18 protein-coding genes are annotated in these 24,182 nt (G+C 42.2%); 12 read left to right on the top strand and 6 right to left on the bottom strand.

Going from position 1 to position 24,182, the window contains the following annotated elements; all coding sequences use genetic code 11:
• Positions 1 to 105 precede the first annotated feature (105 nt).
• Positions 106 to 1,686, bottom strand: a complete 1,581-nt coding sequence (locus NSQ72_RS03300; RefSeq protein WP_058837840.1) for an FMN-binding glutamate synthase family protein — start codon at positions 1,684 to 1,686, stop codon at positions 106 to 108.
• Between the two features lie 139 nt (positions 1,687 to 1,825).
• Here NSQ72_RS03300 and NSQ72_RS03305 point away from each other — a divergent pair, with 139 nt between their 5' ends.
• Positions 1,826 to 2,056 (top strand): hypothetical protein, encoded by a 231-nt coding sequence (locus NSQ72_RS03305; RefSeq protein WP_039176971.1) that lies wholly within the window; start codon positions 1,826 to 1,828, stop codon positions 2,054 to 2,056.
• A gap of 26 nt (positions 2,057 to 2,082) precedes the next feature.
• Here the strand turns inward: NSQ72_RS03305 and NSQ72_RS03310 are convergent, their stop codons facing one another.
• Complete coding sequence (locus tag NSQ72_RS03310) at positions 2,083 to 2,448, bottom strand: DUF2283 domain-containing protein (RefSeq protein ID WP_341083272.1); 366 nt, start codon at positions 2,446 to 2,448, stop codon at positions 2,083 to 2,085.
• Between the two features lie 274 nt (positions 2,449 to 2,722).
• Here NSQ72_RS03310 and NSQ72_RS03315 point away from each other — a divergent pair, with 274 nt between their 5' ends.
• From NSQ72_RS03315 to NSQ72_RS03335, 5 genes are all read left to right on the top strand, one after another.
• On the top strand, positions 2,723 to 3,415 hold the full coding sequence (locus NSQ72_RS03315) for a heptaprenylglyceryl phosphate synthase (RefSeq protein ID WP_056767551.1): 693 nt from the start codon (positions 2,723 to 2,725) through the stop codon (positions 3,413 to 3,415).
• Between the two features lie 57 nt (positions 3,416 to 3,472).
• Positions 3,473 to 5,695: a DNA helicase PcrA gene (pcrA, locus tag NSQ72_RS03320; RefSeq protein WP_341083273.1), complete on the top strand. Its 2,223-nt coding sequence runs from the start codon at positions 3,473 to 3,475 to the stop codon at positions 5,693 to 5,695.
• 44 nt (positions 5,696 to 5,739) lie between these two features.
• Entirely contained in the window at positions 5,740 to 7,746 is a 2,007-nt protein-coding gene (ligA, locus tag NSQ72_RS03325; RefSeq protein WP_058837834.1) for an NAD-dependent DNA ligase LigA, read from the top strand.
• Positions 7,747 to 7,761: 15 nt separating this feature from the next.
• Positions 7,762 to 8,958 carry a CamS family sex pheromone protein gene (locus NSQ72_RS03330; protein WP_039176984.1) on the top strand — a complete coding sequence of 399 codons (1,197 nt, stop codon included), beginning with the start codon at positions 7,762 to 7,764 and terminating at the stop codon, positions 8,956 to 8,958.
• A 128-nt stretch (positions 8,959 to 9,086) separates the two neighbouring features.
• Positions 9,087 to 10,094, top strand: a complete 1,008-nt coding sequence (locus NSQ72_RS03335; protein ID WP_064497688.1) for a phosphotransferase enzyme family protein — start codon at positions 9,087 to 9,089, stop codon at positions 10,092 to 10,094.
• 44 nt (positions 10,095 to 10,138) lie between these two features.
• Here the strand turns inward: NSQ72_RS03335 and NSQ72_RS03340 are convergent, their stop codons facing one another.
• Both NSQ72_RS03340 and putP read right to left on the bottom strand, forming a co-directional pair.
• Complete coding sequence (locus NSQ72_RS03340) at positions 10,139 to 10,831, bottom strand: MgtC/SapB family protein (RefSeq protein WP_024424547.1); 693 nt, start codon at positions 10,829 to 10,831, stop codon at positions 10,139 to 10,141.
• Positions 10,832 to 10,998: 167 nt separating this feature from the next.
• Positions 10,999 to 12,480 (bottom strand): sodium/proline symporter PutP, encoded by a 1,482-nt coding sequence (putP, locus tag NSQ72_RS03345; RefSeq protein ID WP_034282812.1) that lies wholly within the window; start codon positions 12,478 to 12,480, stop codon positions 10,999 to 11,001.
• Positions 12,481 to 12,903: 423 nt separating this feature from the next.
• On the opposite strand from putP, the gene gatC reads away from it, so the two are divergent.
• From gatC to gatB, 3 genes are read left to right on the top strand one after another with little or no spacing between them, the layout of a single operon-like run.
• Positions 12,904 to 13,194, top strand: coding sequence for an Asp-tRNA(Asn)/Glu-tRNA(Gln) amidotransferase subunit GatC (gene gatC / locus NSQ72_RS03350; protein ID WP_024424549.1), 291 nt, complete (start codon positions 12,904 to 12,906; stop codon positions 13,192 to 13,194).
• 14 nt (positions 13,195 to 13,208) lie between these two features.
• Positions 13,209 to 14,666, top strand: a complete 1,458-nt coding sequence (gene gatA, locus NSQ72_RS03355) for an Asp-tRNA(Asn)/Glu-tRNA(Gln) amidotransferase subunit GatA (protein ID WP_041116096.1) — start codon at positions 13,209 to 13,211, stop codon at positions 14,664 to 14,666.
• A 13-nt stretch (positions 14,667 to 14,679) separates the two neighbouring features.
• Positions 14,680 to 16,110: an Asp-tRNA(Asn)/Glu-tRNA(Gln) amidotransferase subunit GatB gene (gene gatB / locus NSQ72_RS03360; protein ID WP_059374649.1), complete on the top strand. Its 1,431-nt coding sequence runs from the start codon at positions 14,680 to 14,682 to the stop codon at positions 16,108 to 16,110.
• Positions 16,111 to 16,290: 180 nt separating this feature from the next.
• Here gatB and NSQ72_RS03365 read toward each other — a convergent pair whose 3' ends face one another.
• Positions 16,291 to 17,136, bottom strand: a complete 846-nt coding sequence (locus tag NSQ72_RS03365) for a TetR/AcrR family transcriptional regulator (RefSeq protein ID WP_039176996.1) — start codon at positions 17,134 to 17,136, stop codon at positions 16,291 to 16,293.
• 131 nt (positions 17,137 to 17,267) lie between these two features.
• Between NSQ72_RS03365 and NSQ72_RS03370 the strand changes: the two genes are divergently transcribed.
• A complete protein-coding gene (locus tag NSQ72_RS03370) occupies positions 17,268 to 20,495 on the top strand; it encodes an efflux RND transporter permease subunit (protein WP_341083275.1) in 3,228 nt (1,075 codons plus the stop codon).
• 31 nt (positions 20,496 to 20,526) lie between these two features.
• On the opposite strand, the gene NSQ72_RS03375 is transcribed toward NSQ72_RS03370, so the two are convergent.
• Positions 20,527 to 21,486 carry a nucleoside hydrolase gene (locus NSQ72_RS03375; RefSeq protein ID WP_048239985.1) on the bottom strand — a complete coding sequence of 320 codons (960 nt, stop codon included), beginning with the start codon at positions 21,484 to 21,486 and terminating at the stop codon, positions 20,527 to 20,529.
• Positions 21,487 to 21,667: 181 nt separating this feature from the next.
• Here NSQ72_RS03375 and NSQ72_RS03380 point away from each other — a divergent pair, with 181 nt between their 5' ends.
• Both NSQ72_RS03380 and rlmD read left to right on the top strand, forming a co-directional pair.
• Complete coding sequence (locus tag NSQ72_RS03380) at positions 21,668 to 22,576, top strand: diacylglycerol kinase (RefSeq protein ID WP_039177003.1); 909 nt, start codon at positions 21,668 to 21,670, stop codon at positions 22,574 to 22,576.
• A 61-nt stretch (positions 22,577 to 22,637) separates the two neighbouring features.
• The gene (gene rlmD / locus NSQ72_RS03385; protein ID WP_341083277.1) at positions 22,638 to 24,014 is read left to right on the top strand and encodes a 23S rRNA (uracil(1939)-C(5))-methyltransferase RlmD; all 1,377 of its coding nucleotides are present in this window, start codon (positions 22,638 to 22,640) and stop codon (positions 24,012 to 24,014) included.
• Positions 24,015 to 24,182 lie beyond the last annotated feature (168 nt).

Genomic DNA, 24,182 nt, shown 5'->3' on the forward strand with positions numbered 1-24,182 from the left:
TAGGAGATGCTATCTTCGTTTGAGATGATTTTCTTAAACTCTACTGTTTGCTAACTTTATACGAAAATGTTAATAAAAAAAGGTGCGTTTCCGCACCTTTTCAAGCTAGACAGATGGCTGTGTGCCTGAGAACATCGGCACTTCGCTTGTCTCGCCATTCTCTTGTCTAAAAATAATATGTTTTTCATTAAAATGAATAGGCGATTCTATTCCCGCAGCTGCGGATAAGTTAAATAAACCTTCTCTAAGAGACAGGATATAATTGCACACTCGGTATTTTTTTTCTTCAATCGATAAACCCTTTTGCAGCTTTGGATCAGTTGTGGCGACCCCGACTGGGCATTTATTCGTGTGGCAGACTTGGGCGCGAATGCATCCGACTGAAAACATGAGACCTCTAGCAATATTCACAAAGTCAGCTCCCATTGAAAGGGCAATCGCAATTTTATCAGGCGAGAGAAGCTTGCCAGAAGCAAAGAGCTTCACCTGATCTCTGACACCGTATTCTTTCAAAATTTGATGAACCATAGGGAGTGCCGTGAAAATTGGCAGCCCTGCGGAATCCGCCAATTCATGAAAGGATGCCCCTGTACCGCCTTCTCCGCCATCAACTGTAATGAAATCAGGGTGTTTCCCGCTTGTTTTCATATAGCTGGCAAGCTCTTCAATATTTTCTTTATGTCCGACAACAAGTTTGATTCCAACTGGCTTTCCGCCTATACTCCGCAGCTCCTCAATGAAATCAAACATGTCAGGAATGGAGTGGAACATCTCAAAGCGGTTTGGGCTGTCAATGGATTGGTGAGGCGGTAATTTACGGATATTCGCAATTTCTTCCGTTACTTTTTCGCCGTCAATATGACCGCCGCGTGTTTTTGCTCCTTGTGCCAGCTTGAGTTCAAAGGCTTTGACTTCCTCGTGCTCGCTTTTTTTCTTGAATTCTTCAAAGGAAAATGCGCCATCCTCTGTTCTAACGCCAAATAAACCGGGCCCAATCTGACAAATGATATCTGCGCCGCCTTTGAGGTGATAAGGAGAAAGCCCGCCTTCACCTGTGTTCATCCACGTACCGCCGGCCATTTTTAATCCTGAGGATAGAGCGGTAATGGCCCTGTCGCCTAAGGAGCCGTAGCTCATAGCGGATTGACCGATCAGTCCTTTCACATGGAAAGGCTTTTGACATGTGTGTTCGCCAATGACTTGTACATCCTCTTGATGGAGAAAATAAGGATTTGCTTCGACTTCTTTGAAATGTTCACTTCTTCGCAGTAAATTGTCTTGATCAATTTGATACACTTTCGTTTTGATTTTTTCAGATTGATCGATTCGTAGTTCATCTCGCTGCTTTGGAAACAGGACGTTTCGAATGTAATAGCCTGGCTTGTCAAAATCACGTTTTGATCCAAAGCCCATCGTCCGGCTTTTGTACTTTCCTGACATGACCGCCTGCTCGTATTCTCTTCTTGAGAAGGGCAGCTCCTCTCGGTCATTCAGAAACAGATATTGGCGAAGCTCAGGTCCTATTTTTTCAAAGATAAACCGCAGCTTTCCAATGACCGGATAATTTCGCAGAACTGAATGTTCTTCTTGTTTTTCATCCCTCATCCAAATCCAGATCAATAGAATGATTGGGATGATCAAAAAAATGATTAGCAATGTGCCGATGATCATTAAGGTTGTGGTCATGAAGATCCCCTCTTTTCTCTTTCATTGCTGTTGTTATTCCACTTTTCATAAAAAGAGAAACCACATCAACATATTGTGACGTTTAGAAATGAAAAGGCGGGGTAACTTACAAATAAGATCATAAGGGGAGGGAACATACATGAATAAGCGTCCAAATGCGTATGTACTTGCAGGATTAGGGGTTGGAGGAGCTGTGTTATTAGCGGTAAAAAATAAACAGCATCTGAAAAAATGGGCAAGCATGTTCCGGTCAGATGAAAAGGTTCCTGAAAAAGCCGGCCACCCAGATCCATTAGATATCCAAGACAACAAGATGGTCGACGAAGGGGCCATGACATCCGTCCATTATTTTAATGAAGCGAGACAATAGTTTGAAAAAAAAACCGTTTTGAAAGATCAAAACGGTTTTTTTCTTGTGATGTTATATCGAAGAGGATCGACAATGGTAAAACCGATCAGCCTTTTTTGATCAGGTGTCGAGAATTGGAATTCAACGCCTGACAGATGATAGGTTGAGAGAACTTCCTGATCCGTCAAACGTAAAGAAAGATGATCCTCATAAACCGGAGCGTTCCGCAGCACTTCGGATCCTTCTGCAAATAACTCCAATCCAGCCACTCGGTCCTCTTTGTCGATATCTACATTGATACATTCATTGACATCTAATTCAATGGTTTCTTTGATTTTCAAACGCTCCGATTGCGGGGTGATATAGATGTATCCGATATCTATACTTTGTTCATATGTAATCGTTCTTTTCAAAAGAGTCACCTCTGTTCAATAGATCTTTTTTAAATCTATAGTAAAATATTCCTTTATTGTATAATAGCATGTGACAAAGTGCCAAAATATCAACCTCTTTCAGCTCCTCTCCAAGTCGATTTTTTCATCTATTCTCCAGCCATTTTATCTAAAGTCACAATCGCTCATTTTCAAAAGAATGAAACTTTTAGCTGAAGGAGGTTACCCATTTTTTGCGGCCTTTGATTTTGTTATAATATTTAAATGGAATGAAACGAATGGAGGAACGTTTTTCATGTATGATGTTACCGAGTGGAAGCATGTCTTTAAACTCGATCCAAATAAAGAAATTTCCGATGAACAGCTAGAAGCGATTTGCGAATCTGGGACGGATGCCATATTGATTGGCGGAAGTGATCATGTGACAGAGGACAACGTGCTTCAATTGATGTCAAAGGTCCGCCGCTTTCTAGTGCCATGTGTGCTCGAAATCTCCACACATGAGATGATTGTGCCGGGCTTTGATCTGTATTTCATCCCGACTGTCTTAAACAGCTCTCATCCTGACTGGATTGTTGGGCTTCATAAGGACGCGATGAAGGAATTCGGTGATTTGATGTCAATGGAAGAGATTGTGCCTGAAGGCTATGTCATCTTAAATGAAGATTGTAAAGCGGCCAAGCTCACAGAGGCAAATACAGCGCTGGATATCGATGACGTCAGGGCATATGCAAGAGTGGCAGAGCATTTGATGAAGCTGCCCATTTTTTATCTGGAATACAGCGGAACGCTTGGAGACATAGAGCTTGTCAAAGAAACAAAAGCAGTGCTTGATGAAACAGTTCTTTTTTATGGCGGCGGCATCGAGAACGCTAAGCAGGCAAAAGACTTCTCCCAGCATGCAGACGTCGTGGTTGTAGGAAACGTCATTTATGACAATTTCAAAGAAGCATTAAAGACAGTGGATGCAGTCAAAAAGTCATCATAGTCAAATAAGATGAAACGGGTTAAAATAGAACATAAGTTCGAATTGGCGGTGAATGGAATGAATGAAATATCGAATCATCTATTAGAAGGGCTGAATGACGCGCAGAGGGAAGCGGTCAAAGCAACAGACGGGCCTTTGCTGTTGATGGCAGGAGCAGGAAGCGGGAAGACACGGGTGCTCACACATCGAATTGCCTACTTAATGGCAGAAAAACATGTAGCTCCGTGGAACATTTTAGCGATTACATTTACAAATAAAGCAGCACGTGAAATGCGTGAACGTGTCCAGGCTATTTTAGGACCTGGCGCGGATGACATCTGGATTTCTACGTTCCACAGCATGTGTGTCCGTATTTTAAGACGCGATATTGACCGCATTGGTGTGAATCGCAACTTCTCTATTTTAGACACATCTGACCAGCTTTCAGTCATTAAAAACATTTTAAAAGAACGAAATATCGATCCTAAAAAGTTCGATCCACGCAGCATTTTAGGATCGATCAGCAGTGCAAAAAACGAACTCATTGACGCAGAGGAATACGCCAAAACAGCCGGTGATTTCTATGATCAAGTGGTGAGCGATGTCTATACAGATTATCAAAAGCGTTTACTCAAAAACCAATCACTCGACTTTGATGATTTAATTATGATGACAATTCGTCTGTTTGAGCGCATCCCTGAAGTGTTAGAGCACTATCAGCTGAAATTCCAATACATTCATGTGGATGAGTATCAAGATACGAACAGAGCGCAGTACATGCTTGTGAAACTGCTCGCGCAGCGTTTTCAAAATATATGTGTTGTCGGTGACTCGGATCAGTCTATTTATCGCTGGCGCGGAGCGGATATTACAAACATTCTCTCCTTTGAAAAAGATTATCCATCCAGTGAAGTGATTCTGCTTGAGCAAAATTACAGATCGACGAAACGCATTTTGCATGCTGCAAATACGGTGATTCAAAACAATGCAAACCGAAAGCCAAAAAATCTTTGGACAGAAAATGATGAAGGCGCGAAGATAGCCTATTACCGTGCAGATAATGAATTCGGTGAGGGACAATTTGTCGCAGGAAAGATTCGTCAGCTTCATCAAAGCGGAAAGCGTAAATTATCCGATTTTGCGATCCTTTACCGCACAAATGCCCAGTCTCGTGTCATAGAGGAAACGTTAATGAAAGCCAACATTCAATACAACATTGTCGGCGGCACGAAGTTCTATGACAGAAAAGAGATCAAGGACATCTTGGCATACTTACGCCTAGTGGCAAACCCAGATGACGATATTAGTTTTGCACGAATTGTCAACGTACCAAAGCGCGGAATCGGTGCGACATCTGTTGATAAAATTGCAGCATATGCGGAGATGAATGATCTGTCTATGTTTGAAGCACTTGGTCAGGTGGATTTCATTGGACTGAGTGCACGAGCAGCCAATGCGCTTGATGAGTTCAAACAGCTCATTGATCAAATGACGAACATGCAGGATTATTTATCTGTCACAGAATTAACAGAAGAAATTTTAGAGAAAACAGGCTATCGTGAAGCGCTTAAGCTTGAAAAAACGATTGAAGCACAAAGCCGCTTAGAAAATATTGACGAGTTTTTATCCGTCACGAAGAACTTTGAAGAACAAAATGAAGACAAGTCACTTGTGACCTTCCTGACAGATCTTGCCCTCGTCGCAGATATTGATAAGCTGGATGAAAATGAAGAAGAAGATCAGGATGCTGTCATCTTAATGACACTTCACGCCGCAAAAGGTTTGGAATTCCCTGTTGTTTTCTTAATGGGAATGGAGGAGGGTGTCTTCCCGCACAGCCGTTCATTAATGGAAGATGCAGAGATGGAAGAAGAGCGCCGCCTCGCTTATGTAGGCATCACACGGGCTGAAGAAGAGCTTTATTTATCAAGTGCGAAAATGAGAACACTTTTCGGCCGGACGAACATGAATCTTGAATCAAGATTCATTCGAGAAATACCAGCCGATTTATTGGACAACCTAAATGAGAAAAAAGAAACAAAAACACCGTTTGGCCAAACAAGAGAAAGACCGCAAAGACGGGGACCTGTCTCACGTCCGCAAACACAAACCATTCAAAACACAGGCGGCGGCAGTATTGGCTGGGCTGTGGGCGATAAAGCGGCCCATAAAAAATGGGGTGTTGGTACGGTTGTGAGTGTGAAAGGCAGCGGAGACAGCACAGAGCTTGATATTGCGTTCCCAAGCCCTACAGGCATTAAGCGTCTTCTCGCAGCATTTGCACCAATCGAGAAGCAATAAACTGATAGGACTGACAAAACGGATGAATTGAAAGGAAGAAGCAGATGGATAAAGAAGCAGCGAAACGCCGGATCGAGGAACTGCACCAGATTTTGAATCAATACAACTACGAATATCATACACTTGATCGTCCAAGTGTTCCTGACGCTGAATATGATGCGCGGATGCGTGAGCTGATCTCTTTGGAGGAAGAGCACCCTGACTTAAAAGCAGCGGATTCTCCTTCACAAAGAGTGGGCGGTGCTGTTTTAGACGCCTTTCAAAAAGTGCGTCACGGCACACCAATGCTCAGCCTTGGGAATGCGTTTAATGAACAGGACCTTCTTGATTTTGACCGCCGGGTTCGTCAAGCAGTCGGTGACGATATCGCATACAATGTCGAGCTGAAAATTGATGGACTCGCTGTTTCTCTCCGTTATGAAAATGGCGTGTTTGTTCGAGGAGCGACGCGCGGCGATGGAACAACGGGTGAGGATATTACTGAGAATCTCAAAACGATTCGTTCCATCCCGCTTAAAATCAAACGCCCTCTGTCGATTGAAGTGAGAGGCGAGGCATTTATGCCAAAACCTTCTTTTGAAGCATTAAATGAAAAAAGAATACAAAACGAAGAAGAGCCGTTTGCAAACCCGCGTAATGCGGCTGCAGGTTCACTTCGTCAGCTTGATACGAAAATTGCAGCGAAACGAAACCTTGATATATTCGTCTACAGTATAGCGGAGCTTGATGAAATTGGTGTTGAAACGCAAAGTGCAGGACTTGATTTTCTCGACGAACTTGGCTTTAAAACAAACAAAGAAAGAAGGATGTGCCAAACGATCGAAGAAGTCATCGACCTCATTGAAACATTAAAAATAAAGCGTGCCGATTTTTCATATGAAATCGATGGAATCGTTATTAAAGTCGATTCACTCGCTCAGCAGGAAGAACTCGGCTTCACGGCAAAAAGCCCGCGCTGGGCGGTTGCGTATAAGTTTCCGGCTGAAGAGGTCGTAACGAAGCTGCTTGATATTGAACTAAGTGTCGGACGTACAGGCGTGATTACACCAACAGCGATTCTTGAGCCTGTCAAAGTAGCAGGGACGACAGTGCAGCGTGCATCTCTTCATAATGAAGATTTGATCAAAGAAAAGGATATTCGCTATTTCGATCAAGTGATTGTGAAAAAAGCCGGGGATATTATTCCTGAAGTCGCAGGTGTCCTAGTTGATCAGCGGACAGGCGAAGAAAAGCCGTTTCACATGCCAACTGAATGCCCAGAGTGTCATAGTGAGCTGGTGCGAATCGAAGGCGAAGTGGCCTTGCGATGCATCAACCCAGAATGTCCTGCCCAAATACGTGAGGGGCTCATTCACTTCGTTTCCCGTAATGCAATGAATATTGATGGACTTGGCGAGCGGGTCATTACACAGCTCTTCAAGGAACAGCTCGTTTCTCGTGTGTCCGACCTTTATCGATTAACGAAAGAAGAGCTCATTCAGCTTGAACGAATGGGCGAAAAATCTGTCGACAATTTACTGCGTTCGATTGAACAATCGAAAGAAAACTCTCTTGAGCGGTTACTATTTGGACTCGGTATTCGATTTATTGGTTCAAAAGCGGCAAAGACCTTGGCGATGCATTTCGAAAACATCGATCAATTAAAGCAAGCGACGAAAGAACAATTACTTGAAGTCGACGAAATCGGTGAAAAAATGGCTGATGCCGTCGTCACGTACTTTGAGAAAGAAGAAATACTCGATCTGCTGAACGAACTAAAAGAGCTCGGAGTCAATATGACCTACACAGGGCCAAAGCCGGTAAAAGCAGAAGAAAGTGATTCCTACTTTGCAGGAAAAACCATTGTGCTGACAGGAAAATTAGAAGAAATGGCTCGAAACGATGCAAAAGCAGCGATCGAAGCATTAGGCGGAAAGCTGGCAGGCAGTGTGAGTAAAAAAACAGATCTAGTCATTGCCGGAGAAGCAGCGGGAAGTAAGCTGACAAAGGCAGAAGAACTCAATATTGAAATTTGGGACGAAGCTAAAATGCTCGAGGAGCTAAAGAAATAAGAGGAGTGTTTTCTATTGAAAAAGTTGTTATTGCTGCTGACAATGCTCACACTGGTATTGTCAGCGTGTGCACCTTTTGGGGGAAAGGAAGAGGAAGAGGTCACACAAAAAACGGATGAAACGAAGGAAACAAAGGAAACAGCCATCATCCCGATGTACAATATCTCAGACTCCTATTACAAAATGGTGCTGCCGTTTAAACAAGGAGCTGCTAGAGGTCTTACAGCGGAGCGTCTCAATACACGCTTGGACATTGATGAATTTGAAACAGGACTCATGCGCCTTGCAACAGAGTCATTTAATACAAACGACTATCTATTCCAAGAAGGACAGCATTTAGATGAGGACACCGTTCTTAGCTGGCTGGCGCGCAAAAAAACAGGCAGTGATCTGAAAAAGGCAGAAAAAGAAGATAAAGACTTTAAGAATCTGGGCTTAAATCCTGCTCTTCCAAACTCAGGTTCAACAAAGTCTAAAAATGAAAATAGTCCAATTTACTTAGCTTCAATGCTAGAGCATAATTACTTAATTCGAAAAGACAAAAACAGCTTACAGCTTGGCGGAGTTGTCATTGGTCTTGCGCTGAACTCGGTTTATTATTACCGTGAAAAGATCGGTGACCCGCAGCAAGAGGTGACCATCGATTCATCGAAAAATTCAAAGAAACTTTTGGCAGAGGGTGAAAAAATCGCTGAACAAGTGATCAAGCGAATTCGTCAAATGGACGGACTGCAAAAAGTGCCTGTCATGATTGCCCTTTATAAGCAAGCACCAAAATCATCTATCGTTCCAGGTAACTTTATCGCCAAAACAGATGTGAAAGCAGGCTCCGCTGATATCGGAAATTGGGATACGATCAAAGAGGAGAATGTATTCTTCCCTTCAGATAGTGCGAAAAGCAGCTACAAAGATGATTCAGAGCGATTTGACCGCTTCAAGACAAAGGTAGAAGATTACTTCCCGAATTACACTGGTGTTGTAGGAAAAGGCTTTTACAAAAACGGCAACCTGCAAAAAATGAAAATCGAAATTCCAATGCAGTTCTATGGAAAAACGGAAGTCGTAGCCTTCACACAATATTTAACCGGAGAAGTCATGGATTACTACAAGAGTACCAATATTGAAATCAACATCACATCTTCTGATCAACAAGAAGCCCTGATCACGAAAAATGCTGAGGACAAAGAACCGACTGTTCATATATATGACTAAATAAGAGGGATTTCCAAACTCTTGTCAAAATATTAGTAGAAACCAAGAAGAAAGGCAGGTATGTTGATGCTCGTATAATGCTGATTACCGTCAAGAACATTTAAAAAGACGATAAAAGGAGAATCAGCATGCATAAAGAAGTAAAAGCACGATACGATGAACAGAAAGTCTTAAAGAAAGCGGCTCACTTGTATGACTTTCAGCTTGACCAAGTGACATTTCTAGCCGATGCAGAAAATTATGTGTATGAATATAAGGCAATGAATGGGGAGAATTATATATTAAAAATCACCCATACCATTCGTCGCTCACCGACATATATTTTAGGAGAAATGGACTGGCTTCGTTTCCTGTCTCATCATGGTATTTCCGTAGCAAAGCCGATTTCATCAGCAAGAGGAAAAGACGTTGAAACCATTCCTGATCAAGCCGGAGGCGCATTTTTACTCCGTGTGTATGAAAAAGCACCGGGGAGAAAAGTGAATGAAGGAGATTGGAATGGGAAGCTGTTTGAAGCGTTAGGGTCCTATACAGGACGAATGCATCAAATAACAAAACAATATCAAGTAAAAGATCCTCTCTATAAGCGTCAAGAGTGGTATGAAGAGGAGCAATTAAAGCTTGATCAATATATTCCATCTGATCAAACGGTTGTGCTTCGAAGAAAAGATGAACTGATGCAAAAGCTTCACCAGCTCCGAATTTCGAAGGATGTGTATGGACTGGTGCATGCCGATTTGCATCACGGGAACTTTCATTATCATCAAGGAGAGATTATCGCATTCGATTTTGATGATATTGGATACCACTGGTTTATCAATGATATTAGTATTTTGCTATACAATGTTCTTTGGTATCCAGTGATTCCATATGATGATAAAGCTGAATTTACGGCAGAATTTATGAGTCATTTTCTAAAAGGCTATCGACAGGAGAATGAGCTTGATGACGCGTGGCTGGCAACAATCCCTGATTTTCTCATGCTGCGTCATATGCTTATTTATGGGCTTTTACATCAAGCATTTGATCTCCAAACATTGACTTCTGACGAAAAAGCCATGCTGTCATGTTTTCGAAAGGAAATTGAGCAAAAAACACCCATTACTCCTTTTGACTTTCAACAGCTAGCACGATAAAAGAAACCCCTTGCTGTGTTAAACAGCAAGGGGTTTTTTTATAACTACACCGTATCACACTTCACGCCAACGACGCCTTCTAGATCTTTAATATCAAAGTACACATCGGTTGTATAGCGGTCTTTATGCACACGTACGCGTACTTCCATGATTGGATAGTCTTTTTCTTTTAAATCATCAATTCGTACAGAATGAATGCGGATATTGAGGGCTTTCATTTCTTTTAAAATATCGGTCATGCGGTTTCTGTCAGAAAGAGACATTCTGATGCGAATTTCTTTTTCCTGCAGGCGAATCGGTCCGATCCGCTGGAAGAGCCATGGCAGGAATTCGACACTAATCAGAATAAAGAAAAGGCTGAGGAAGGCTTCTTTATAAAATCCTGCACCGGTTGCAACCCCAAGTCCTGCTGCTCCCCAGATCATCGCAGAAGTCGTGAGACCTGAGATGACATCATTGCTTTTTCGAAGAATCACACCTGCTCCAATAAAACCAACACCAGATATAATTTGCGCCGGTAACCTGAGTGGGTCCATTTGAAGCTTAGAGACTCGAGGGAAATTGTAGGCTGCATCAATGCTGATGATGGTTAAGACGCAGGAGCTGACAGCAATGACAATACACGTTTTTAAGCCGAGGGGCTTTTTCTTCAGCTCTCGTTCAAGCCCGATAATCAGCCCGATTAAAGTGGCCACGGCTAATTTTAAGACTGTATCCCATTCAATTGTCCAAAACATGCGTATCGCTCCTTTCACTTCATGTACGTTTCACAACATGTATATGATCTTCTCACAGCCCATATGGCTGCACAACTCTTATTTTATTCAGTTTCTGAAGAAAGAAAAGCTTTTTATTTTATTTAAAAAGAGAGTCATCCGCATAGGGCAGATGACTCTTCAATTCTTTATTTTGTTTCTTCCTCAAGATGATCTTCCATTTTGTGAAATAGCTGTTTTGATGCTTTTGACGGCTTACTTGTCAATAAGCTCACAATAATGGCAGCTAATCCACTTAGCGTAAAGCCTGGAATCATTTCATAAATACCTGTGGCATGGTTGAGACCTGTCGTAATCCATGTCAGAACCACAACTGCACCAACGATCATCCCAACTAGGGCACCATGATGATTCATTCGTTTCCAGTATAGGCAAAGCAAGATGACTGGACCGAATGAAGAACCAAATCCTGCCCATGCATAACCGACAAGATCAAGAATGGTGTCACTTGGGTTAAGTGAAAGGCATAAGGCAATCACAGCGACAACGAGTACAGACATCCGGCCAATCATGACAAGCTCTTTGTCTGAAGCTGTTTTTCTAAAGAACGTTCTGTATAAATCCTCTGTCATTGCACTTGCTGTGACAAGCAGCTGAGACGAAATTGAACTCATAATCGCAGCTAAAATCGCAGAAAGTAAAAATCCAGTGATATATGGATGGAACAATACTTTAGAAAAGACGATAAAGATGGTTTCAGGGTCAGCAAGGTTCATGCCCGTTTCATGAACATAGGCAACACCCACTAAACCGACAGACAGTGATCCAATCACTGAAATAATCATCCAGCTCATTCCGATTCGGCGTGCTGGTTTTAAATCTTTTACAGACGTAATGGCCATAAAGCGCACGATAATATGCGGCTGTCCAAAGTAACCTAGTCCCCAAGCGAGGAAGGAAATAATGCCAATGACGCTCGTTCCTCTAAAAATATCTAGCAATTTAGGGTCAATCTGTTGAATATCTTGGAATGTAGCAACAGGTCCGCCTAATTGTGTAAAGGCAACGATCGGCACGAGCACTAATGCTAAAAACATGATAGCTCCTTGGACAAAGTCCGTTAAGCTCACTGCCAAAAATCCGCCGAACAATGTATACAAAATGACAATACTTGATGTTAAGATCAGTCCAAACATGTAGTGAGCACCGAATGCTGACTCAAATAAACGTCCGCCTGATACCATCCCAGACGATGTATACAGCGTAAAGAAAATTAAAATGATGACGGCTGACACAGCTTTTAATAAAGCAGATGATCCTTTGAATCGTTTATCAAAGAAATCAGGAATCGTAATTGCATCATCCGCAATTTCTGTATAAGAACGTAACCGAGGTGCAAGAATGAGGTAGTTCAAGTAAGCACCAACGATTAAACCAATCGCAAGCCAGGCTGTCGATAAACCTGTTTTATACATTTCACCTGGCACACCCATCAACATCCATCCGCTCATATCCGCAGCACCTGCTGAAAGGGCTGTAACGAATGGACCAAGCCCGCGTCCACCAAGCATATAATCATTTAAATCGTGTGTTTTCCTGAATGCATACCAGCCAATGGCAAGCATCCCGATAAAATAAATAGATAAGGAAATTGTAACTTCAATACTCATTTTGTGTTCTCACCTTTTTCGTATTAATTTGACATCACCTCAATCAAAATATACAGAAGTGCGATGGCAGCTTTTTTGTTTGACTGTCCCGCTCACTGCTATGGTTACTTAACCTAACAGAGTATTCCCAAGTGATCAACCTGCCTAAACCTCTTCATTTTGAAGAAAAAATGGACAGATCGGTGATAAGAATCATCATGTAAGCGATTACAAAAATGATCAAAAGTAAAAATTTTCTGAAAAATAAAAAGTCACCTGATGAATATTTCTTTTATCGATCTGATCATAGAGACGTTTCAAGAGAACGGACCTTTTACCGCACCTGCGTAAAGTTGCTTTAGAACAGTAAAATTTGATATGATAAAGTGTATATGACTTATGATCATGACCACGATCACGCATCATTTTTGGAGGTGAACCTGCATGTCAAGAATTTCAATAGAAGAAGTCAAGCACGTTGCGCATTTAGCAAGGCTTGCGATTACAGAAGAAGAAGCTGAGATGTTTACAGAACAGCTTGATAGCATCATTTCATTTGCAGAGCAGTTAAACGAGGTAGATACGGAAAACGTTGAACCTACTACACACGTATTAAAAATGAAAAACGTCATGAGAGAAGATGTTCCGAATAAAGGTCTTTCCATTGAGGCAGTCGTCAAAAACGCGCCTGATCATAAAGACGGCTATATTCGTGTGCCATCAATTTTGGACTAAAGGAGGCCCGAGACATGTCACTGTTTGATCACAAAATTTCTGAATTAAAAGAGCTTTTACATAAAAAGGAACTGTCTGTTTCTGATTTAGTGGACGAGTCTTATAAAAGAATCAATGAAGTAGACGGGAAAGTACAAGCATTCCTTGCACTGGACGAAGAAAAAGCACGTGCGTACGCAAAGGAATTGGACGAGGCAGTTGGTGAAAAGGACGAGCTTGGCCTATTGTTCGGTATGCCGATCGGTGTGAAAGATAACATTGTTACAAAGGATCTGCGTACAACAGCTTCAAGTAAAATCCTGCAAAACTTTGATCCAATTTATGATGCAACCGTTGTGAACCGCTTAAGAGACGCAGAAGCAGTCACAATCGGTAAATTAAATATGGACGAATTCGCAATGGGATCTTCTACGGAGAACTCAGGCTTCAAAGCGACGAAAAACCCGTGGAATTTAAACACCGTTCCAGGCGGATCAAGTGGTGGATCAGCAGCTTCAGTTGCAGCAGGTGAAGTACCGTTCTCACTTGGATCAGATACAGGCGGTTCTATTCGTCAGCCGGCATCTTTCTGCGGAGTTGTAGGTCTTAAGCCGACATATGGCCGTGTATCCAGATACGGATTAATTGCATTTGCTTCATCATTAGACCAAATTGGTCCGATTACACGCAATGTAGAGGACAACGCTTATGTTCTTCAAGCGATTGCTGGTGTCGATCAAATGGATGCAACTAGTGCAAATGTCGATGTCCCAGATTTTCTTTCTTCATTAACTGGCGACATCAAAGGTCTGAAAATCGCTGTGCCGAAAGAATATCTTGGCGAAGGCGTTGGCGAGGAAGCAAAAGAGTCTGTTCTTCAAGCGTTAAAAGTATTAGAAGGACTTGGTGCTTCGTGGGAAGAAGTGTCTCTACCGCATTCTAAATATGCGCTTGCGACTTACTACTTACTGTCTTCTTCAGAAGCATCTGCAAACCTTGCACGTTTTGACGGTATCCGCTATGGCTACCGTACAGATAATGCAGACAACCTGATTGATTTATACAAAAATACTCGTTCTGAAGGCTTCGGAGACGAAGTGAAGCGCCGCATCATGCTTGGTACATTCGCGCTAAGCTCAGGATATTACGATGCGTACTATAAAAAAGCGCAAAAAGTCCGTACATTGATCAAAAAAGACTTTGAAGATGTTTTCGAAAAGTATGATGTCATTGTTGGACCGACAACGCCAACTCCTGCATTTAACATTGGTGAAAAGACAAGCGATCCATTGACTATGTATGCAAACGATATTTTAACGATCCCTGTTAACCTTGCAGGCGTTCCAGGAATCAGTGTGCCTTGTGGATTTGCAAATGGTCTTCCGTTAGGACTGCAAATCATCGGCAAGCACTTTGACGAAGGAACAGTGTACCGCGTGGCTCACGCTTTTGAGCAAGCAACAGATCATCATAAAGCAAAACCTGAACTGTAAGGGGTGAATCAGAATGAACTTTGAAACGGTAATTGGACTTGAAGTCCACGTAGAGCTAAAAACACAATCGAAAATTTTCTCAAGCTCGCCGACACCTTTTGGTGCAGCTGCCAACACGCAAACAAGTGTCATCGACCTTGGATATCCTGGCGTACTGCCTGTACTGAACAAAGAAGCGGTGAACTTTGCGATGAAAGCGGCCATGGCGCTGAACTGTGAAATCGCAACGGATACAAAATTTGACCGTAAAAACTACTTCTATCCTGATAACCCAAAGGCGTATCAAATTTCTCAATTTGATAAACCGATCGGTGAAAACGGCTGGATTGAAATTGAAGTAGAAGGCAAAACAAAACGAATCGGTATTACGCGTCTCCATTTGGAAGAGGATGCAGGGAAACTAACGCACACAGGAGACGGTTACTCACTCGTCGATTTCAACCGTCAAGGAACACCACTTGTTGAAATCGTATCTGAGCCAGACATTCGCACGCCAGAAGAAGCGTATGCTTACTTAGAAAAATTAAAATCCATTATTCAATATACAGGCGTTTCTGACTGTAAGATGGAAGAGGGCTCACTTCGCTGTGATGCCAACATTTCTCTTCGCCCAATCGGCCGTGAAGAGTTTGGTACAAAGACAGAGCTCAAAAACTTGAACTCATTTGCTTTCGTACAAAAAGGCCTTGAATTCGAAGAGAAGCGTCAAGAGCAAGTATTGCTTTCTGGCGGCTTGATCGAGCAGGAAACACGCCGTTATGACGAAGCGTCTAAAAAGACAATTCTCATGCGCGTTAAAGAAGGCTCTGATGATTACCGCTACTTCCCAGAACCGGATTTGGTGGAGCTGTACATTGATGATGAGTGGAAAGAACGCGTAAGAGCATCCATCCCAGAGCTTCCAGACGAGCGCCGCAAACGCTACATCGATGAGCTTGGCCTTCCTGCATACGATGCAATGGTACTCACGCTGACGAAAGAAATGTCTGATTTCTTTGAAGCGACCATTTCAGAAGGTGCAGAAGCGAAGCAAGCATCGAACTGGCTCATGGGTGAAGTATCTGCATACTTAAACTCTGCTCAAAAAGAGCTGGAAGATACAAAGCTAACGCCGCAAGGGCTGGCTGGTATGATCAAGCTTATTGAAAAAGGAACGATTTCCTCTAAGATTGCGAAAAAGGTATTCAAAGAGCTCATCGAAAATGGGGGAGATGCAGAAACAATCGTCAAAGAAAAAGGACTTGTCCAAATTTCTGACGAAGGTGCACTGCTCAAACTTGTCACAGAAGCACTTGATAACAACCCGCAATCCATTGAAGACTTTAAAAATGGTAAAGACCGCGCGATTGGTTTCTTAGTCGGACAAATCATGAAAGCATCGAAGGGCCAAGCGAACCCGCCGATGGTGAACAAGATTCTCCTTGAAGAAATCAAAAAACGCTAAATAGCAAAAAACCGCCTGATGAAAAAGGCGGTTTTTTTTGATTGAAATGACAGGGTCTTACTATAGATTCGGACCACAGCCGTATATCAATTTAGAGATACTTTTCTTATAATGAAGCATAAGCGAAAGTGCACATTCGAAGGGGGAAAGGTGAGCTAAATCAAAAAACAGCACGTTATGTTACTGAAGAAACAGCCTCAATTGTTCCACTGCTCTTAGAACAGCAGGGTCCTCGCACTTTTCTAAATTCGTCAGCATTCCTTGGATGACTGGCTTACGAGGTTCAGCTTTTGCCAGCTCTTCTTCAATCACTTCAATGGATACAACGGTATCATCAGAAAGCAGATGCTCCAGCTTTAACAAACGAAGCTCCTCTTGAAGGGAAGCAGCACTCGGCGCTTCATCGTCCCAAATGGTTTGCTTCAAAATCGGCTTCGTCTGAGAACGAAGCAATCCTTGAACCAAATCATCAAACCGTTCGAGTATAAAGGATGAGAGCTCATCAAATGATAATTGCATTTGATCCTGTAAAAGCAGAACCTGCACATACGATTGGATAATTCCTTGAATCATGACTGACAGGTCAGTTATATATGGTTCGATCTCCTGTCCATAAGTGGTCAAGATGGAAATTTGAATTTCATCATTCATTTGCTTTTTCACGGTTTTTGAATACTTTTTAATTTGTTGGTTTTCCGGAATAATGTTCTCGCTGAGGATCAGAATGATAAAATCCTTGTTCTCAGCAAAGTGCTGAAACTGTTCAGCAATTTGTTTCTGAAAGATCTCTCTCGGCGCGAGATGCTGATTCTCTTTTCGAATCGTTTCGATAGTTTGCATCGAAGTGTCGATATAATATTCAAACGCTCGGTTGAAAAGCTGTTCTTTTGATTTGAAATGTAAATAAAATGCGCCTTTTGATATTCCGCATTCATCTGCAATTTCCTGAATGGTCGTAGAAGAAAAACCCTTTTTCGCAAACAATTGGATGCTTGCTTTAATGATTTTTTCTTTTTTTTCGTTCATGAAATAAGGCCCCTTCAGCTTTAGAATGTTACGTCAAACGCAAGTGAAATGGTTGACGGCATTGTATATCACCGTTTATTATGATATAGAATGACCAGTCAGTCAATACATAAAGGAAAATGGAGGATATAATGAATTCGATCATCAATTTTGTATTAAAGAATAAGTTCGCTGTATGGCTCATGACGATTATCGTAACAGTTGCTGGTCTATATGCCGGATTGAATATGAAACAAGAATCAATCCCGAATATCAACACTCCAGTCATTACGGTTTCTACAACGTACCCTGGCGCAACGCCGGACGAAGTATCAGATAAGGTGACAGATCCAATTGAAAAGTCGATTCAAAACCTCAATGGGGTCAACGTGGTCACTTCTAATTCTTTTGAAAATGCATCATCCATTCAAATCGAGTACGATTACAGCAAAGACATGGATGAAGCAAAAAAGGAAATTGAAGATGCGATTAGCAATATTGATTTCCCTGAAAATGCAGAAAAACCTAAAATCGCACGCTTTAGTATTAATGCGATTCCAATCCTAGCCCTTAGTGTCTCAGGTGATAAAGAATCATTACAAGACCTTACACGAAAAGTAGAAAATGACCTCGTTCCTTCACTTCAAGGATTAGACGGCGTCTCTTCTGTGGAAGCTTCAGGACAGCAAATCAAAGAAGTTGAATTTTCGTTTAAAGAAAAGAAACTAAAAGAATACGGTTTAGATGAAGAAACCGTCCAAAACATGATCAAAGGCTCTGATGTGAATGTACCATTAGGTCTATACACATTTGGCAACAAACAAAAATCAGTTGTCGTGGACGGCAATATTTTAAGCGTCAAAGATTTGAAAAACATGCGAATTCCTGTTACACCAAGTGCAGGCGGCGGTGCGGGAAGCGCTGGAGCGGGAGCACCATCTAGCAGCGCAGGAGCACAAGGTGCCGAGCAGCAGGCGGGAAGTGCAAGTCAGCAGCAAGCAACAGCACAGCAGCAAGCAGCAGCACAGCAGCAAACAGGTGCAGCAAGCAGTCAATCTGTAGAGCTACCAACGATCAAGCTGTCTGAGATTGCAGATATTAAAGTCGTCAAAGAGGCAGAATCGATCTCTAGAACGAATGGGAAAGACAGTATCGGTCTGCAAATTGTCAAAGGCTCTGATGCCAACACAGTGAGTGTTGCAGAAGAAGTGACAAAAGAGCTTGAGAAATTCAAAAAAGACAACAAAGGAATCAAAGTAAGCACCACATATGATCAAGCAGAGCCGATTAAAGAGTCTGTCAGCACAATGCTGAACAAGGCGATCATCGGAGCAATCTTTGCGATCATTATCATTCTCTTGTTCCTGCGAGATATCAAATCAACATTAATCTCGGTCATCTCCATTCCGTTATCTCTGTTGATTGCTGTTTTACTATTAAATCAGCTGGATATCACGTTAAATATCATGACACTTGGTGCCATGACCGTCGCCATCGGGCGTGTTGTCGATGACTCGATAGTGGTCATAGAAAATATCTATCGACGAATGGCGTTAAAGGATGAACCGTTAAAAGGCAAGGCACTCGTCAGAGAAGCCACAAAAGAAATGTTTATCCCAATCATGTCTTCAACGATTGTGACAATTGCGGTATTCTTACCGTTAGCATTAGTAGGTGGAATGATTGGTGAACTATTCATCCCATTTGCCTTAACGATTGTGTTTGCGTTACTTGCTTCACTGCTTGTCGCTATTACAATTGTTCCAATGATGGCACACACTCTATTTAAAAAGAACCTGTACGGCACAGCGAAAAAGGTAAAAGAACATAAACCAAGTAAGCTTGCTGGCGGTTATAGACGTGTACTTAATTGGACACTCAACCATAAATGGATCACATCAGGAATTGCCATTCTTATGCTTGTCGGAAGCTTATTCTTAGCACCACTTGTCGGTGTCAGCTTCTTACCACAGGAAGCAGAGAAAACGGCGATGGTGACATATACACCTGAACCTGGACAAACGAGAGAGCAAGCAATTGATGAAACGAAAAAAGCTGAAGAATATTTGATGAAACGTGACCATGTCAATACAGTTCAGTATTCTCTTGGCTCTTCAAATGCCATGACAGCAAGTGTTGGGGGTAACTCTAACGGTGCATTATTCTTCGTACAATATGACGAGGACACACCGAATTTTGATAAAGAAAAAGATCGTGTAGTCAAAGCCCTGCAAGACAAAGCGTCTAAAGGGGAATGGAAATCACAAGACTTCTCATCTGCTGGCGCCAGCAATACTGTGACGTACTATGTGTACGGGGACAAAGCAAGTGATATTGAAGGCACAGTAAAAGATGTTGAGAACATCTTAAAAGATGAGAAAAACCTGAAAAATGTCAGCACAAGCTTATCTGAGAAATACGACGAATATACGTTTAATGCAGATCAAGAAAAACTGGCGAAACTAGGTCTAACTGCTTCACAAATCGCTCAAGCGATTGCACCTCAAAATAGTGAAACAACACTGACGAAAGTCACAGAGGACGGCAAAGAACTTGATGTGAAGCTTCAAACGGAAAAAGATGAATATAAGAGCAAAAAAGATTTAGAAAATAAAAAGATCACCACACCAACAGGGCAAGAAGTCCGAATTGGTGATGTCGTCAAAGTAAAAGATGGGACGACAGCAAATACGGTGACAAAACGTGATGGAAAAATCTACGCAGAAGTGTCTGGTGACATGACAACAGACGACGTCTCAAGTGTGACACAAGATGTTCAGAAGAAAGTTGACAAGCTTGATCTGAAATCTGGCGTAACGATTGACACAGGCGGCGTAAGTGCGGATATCCAAGAATCCTTTACACAGCTTGGCCTTGCAATGCTTGCAGCGATTGCCATTGTGTATCTCGTTCTCGTCATCACATTTGGCGGAGGTCTTGCACCATTTGCAATTCTTTTCTCACTTCCATTTACGGTTATTGGCGCTCTCGCTGGATTGTTTATAGCAAAAGAAACTATCAGCTTAAATGCCATGATTGGATTGCTTATGCTGATCGGTATCGTTGTAACAAATGCCATTGTCTTGATTGACCGCGTGATTCATAAAGAACAAGAAGGTCTCTCAACAAGAGAAGCGTTACTTGAAGCAGGTACAACAAGATTACGTCCAATCTTAATGACGGCACTTGCAACGATTGGTGCACTGCTGCCACTCGCATTAGGGTTTGAAGGCGGAAGCCAGATCGTATCAAAAGGACTTGGTGTTACCGTAATTGGCGGTTTAACAAGTTCTACACTTCTCACATTGGTCATCGTTCCAATCGTGTATGAAATGTTAAGCAAGTTTAAACGTAAGAAAAAGTACGCAGAAGAAGAATAAGAGGAAGCCCCGCTCATTGGCGGGGCTTTTTTTATTTTGAAATCTGGCAAACAGCTTTTCTCATTAGTTCTTCAAATGCGTGGAAAAAGGCATCACGATCGACATGGTCAATCACTTGAATTGATTTTCCATCTGGATGTTCTTCTGTCCGTCCTTGCTTTGGCGTCTCGGTATAAACGATCGCATTCACTTCTTTTGAACGGGTAAATGATAATGATGTAGAAGCAAGAGTAATTGTTGTCAGCACGTCCCATAAGTAATACGTCGAATTGGTTTCATGATGAATGAGCGGCGGACAAAAGGCGTAGCACTGTCCGATAAAATCTATTCCAATATGAGAACGAAGAGAAGCCCAGCGCTGACGTACATCAAGTGTAAGCGGGACTTGATTTGTACTTTCAAGTGCGACCATTTCAATAGGAAACGGTTCCTGAAAGACAGTGCTCACAGCATAAGGATCCCAAAATGCATTCCATTCTGCTGTCCCGTCATGCTCGGGTTCTTCAACATTGCCTTTTTCAAGGAACGTGCCGCCCATCCACACCAATTTCTCAATTTTGTTAGAGATTGAAGGATCTTCTTCTAAAGCGCGTGCAAGATCTGTGAGCGGACCAGTAAAGAGCAGGGTGACAGGTTCTTTTGCCTTCTTAACCGTTTCAATCAGATGAAGGTGTGCTGGCAGCTTGGACACTTTAGTATCAACAGTACCTTTTTCATTTAAAATTGGCAGAGCATCTACATAAAAAGCATGCATACGCCACTCCTTCGGAAATGGATTGACGCCTCTAGAAGTTGAAGCAGCGACTTCAATTTCATAAGGGCTGAATCGATCAATGATTTTTTGAGATGCACTGAGCGCAGGCTCTAAATAACAATCAGCAGGAATCACAGACATTCCGATGACTTTCAGATGTTCCATTTGAAGGAGAAGAAATAAAGAGACGAGGTCATCAACACCGCCGTCATGATTAAAATAGACAGGCTTTTTCATCGCATATCATCCTTTACAGCGTTTTCTTTTATCTTATCAGAATGCTTTCTTGCTGCGGGAAATGTGGTAGGAGATTTCACAAATTAGGTGGTTGTTTTGTTGCCATTTTCAAATCTCATAGTATAATTAAAGGTTGTTAGTGGTGAAAATAGATTGCATAATGAATATAGGATGATGATGAATGAAACGTGCTCGAATTATATACAATCCGACATCTGGGCGTGAACTCTTCAAGAAGAATTTACCGCAGGTTTTGCAAAAATTTGAACAAGCTGGCTATGAAACTTCTTGTCATGCGACGACATGTGCAGGAGATGCCACGCAAGCAGCAGAAAAAGCCGCACAGAGAGATTTTGATTTAATTGTAGCAGCAGGTGGAGACGGCACGATCAATGAAGTCGTCAACGGACTAGCACCGCTTGAAAAAAGACCAAAACTAGGAATTATTCCAGTTGGAACGACAAATGATTTCGCAAGAGCACTTGGAATTCCACGAGAAGGTGTTTTGAAAGCGACAGATGCCATTATTGAGGGTGTAGCGAAGCCGCTTGATATCGGTAAAGTCAATGGCCATTATTTTATTAATATTGCTGGCGGCGGCCGGTTAACAGAGCTCACCTATGAGGTGCCTAGTAAACTGAAGACCATGCTTGGACAGCTTGCTTATTATTTAAAAGGCATGGAGATGCTTCCTTCAATCCGCCCGACAGAAGTCGAAATTGAATATGACGGCAAATTGTTTCATGGAGAAATCATGCTGTTCCTTGTTTCACTCACAAACTCAGTAGGCGGCTTTGAAAAACTAGCGCCAGATTCCATTTTAGATGATGGGATGTTTGACCTGATTATTCTAAAGAAGGTCAATCTAGCAGAAGCCATTCGAGTGGTCAGCCTTGCTCTCAGAGGCGAGCATATTCATGATAACAATGTCATCTACGCAAAAGCGAATCGCGTGAAGGTAGATGTAAAAGATAAAATGCAATTGAATTTAGATGGTGAATACGGCGGCATGCTGCCAGGTGAATTTGAAAACCTGTATCGCCATATTGAATTTATTGTGCCAAAAGAAACAGCTGAAAAAATAGGGTGAAGACTGAACTTGGTTCCTTATGGCGGCCAAGTTTTTCTTTGCAAATGAGGTGATAAAATTGGTGAAAATGAAACCGCCTGTTGAAAAGAATGAATACTACAATGTAACCTTCGAAGACTTAACGCATGAAGGTGCAGGTGTAGCAAAAATTGAAGGATTCCCTGTCTTTGTACCAAATGCCCTTCCTGACGAACAAGGGCAAATCAAAGTCACACGAGTCAAAAAAGGATTTGCTTTTGGACGACTCATGGAGCTGACAAAGGAAAGTCAGCACAGGCAAGATGCGCCATGTCCCATTTACAAGCAGTGCGGCGGCTGTCAAATTCAGCATATGAGCTATGAAGGCCAGCTGCTATTTAAACAGAAACAAGTAAAGGACGTTTTAGAGCGGATCGGCAAGCTTGATATGAGCCGTGTAAAAGTTCATCCTGTACTCGGCATGGAAGACCCTTGGAATTACCGAAACAAAGCGCAAGTGCCAGTTGGCGAACGCGAAGGCGGACTTGTTGCAGGATTTTATCAACAGCGTACCCATGAAATCATTGATATGGAAAAATGTTTGATTCAGCAGTCAGAAAACGACGAAGTGGTACAGGCCGTAAAAGACATATGCAATGCGTTTGGCATCAAAGCGTATAACGAAGAGCGGCACAAAGGCTGGCTGCGTCATGTGATGGTTCGCTACGGTATTGCAACAGGTGAAATGATGGTTGTGTTTGTTACTAGAACGGCTGATTTTCCGCAAAAGCAGCAGGTGATTGAGCAGATTATAGCACGCTTCCCACATGTTCGGTCAATTGTACAAAACGTGAATTCAAAGAAAACAAATGTCATTTTCGGAGACGAAACAACCATTTTATGGGGCGAAGAATACATTTATGACACGATTGGCGACATCAAATTTGCCATTTCAGCCCGCTCGTTTTATCAAGTGAACCCAGCCCAAACAAAGGTGCTTTATGACAAAGCGCTTGAATATGCCGAGCTGAAAGGCGAAGAAACTGTTATCGATGCCTACTGCGGAATCGGTACGATTTCCTTATTTCTCGCACAAAAAGCAGGCAGAGTATATGGCGTTGAAATTGTCCCAGAAGCAATTGAAGATGCAAAACGCAACGCTGCCTTAAACGGAATCAATAATGTTGAATTCGCAGTCGGCGAAGCAGAAACCGTCATCCCAAACTGGTACAAAGAAGGCATCAAAGCAGACACCCTCGTCGTCGATCCGCCAAGAAAAGGCTGCGACGAAGCACTGCTTGACACGATTTTAAAAATGAAACCAAACCGTGTTGTTTACGTCTCCTGTAACCCAGGGACGCTTGCTCGTGATTTGCGCATTCTTGAAGATGGCGGGTATGTGACGGAGGAAGTGCAGCCTGTGGATATGTTTCCGCATACGTCACATGTGGAATGTGTAGCAAGTCTTGTGATTAATTAGTAATGTATTGAGACATCCCGATTTCGTGAAAAACATCGATATTGGGGTGTTTTTATTTTTGTATGTTCAATCGGCACTAAAAAATGATATTTGGAAGTGGAATCAATATTTTCCCCCCACAATTCATTACCAAATGCCCTTTTTTGCAATTTTGCCCGGTTCATATTA

It is taken from the genome of Bacillus sp. FSL R5-0659 (genome assembly GCF_038008785.1).
Classification (GTDB): Bacteria; Bacillota; Bacilli; order Bacillales; family Bacillaceae; genus Bacillus; species Bacillus safensis.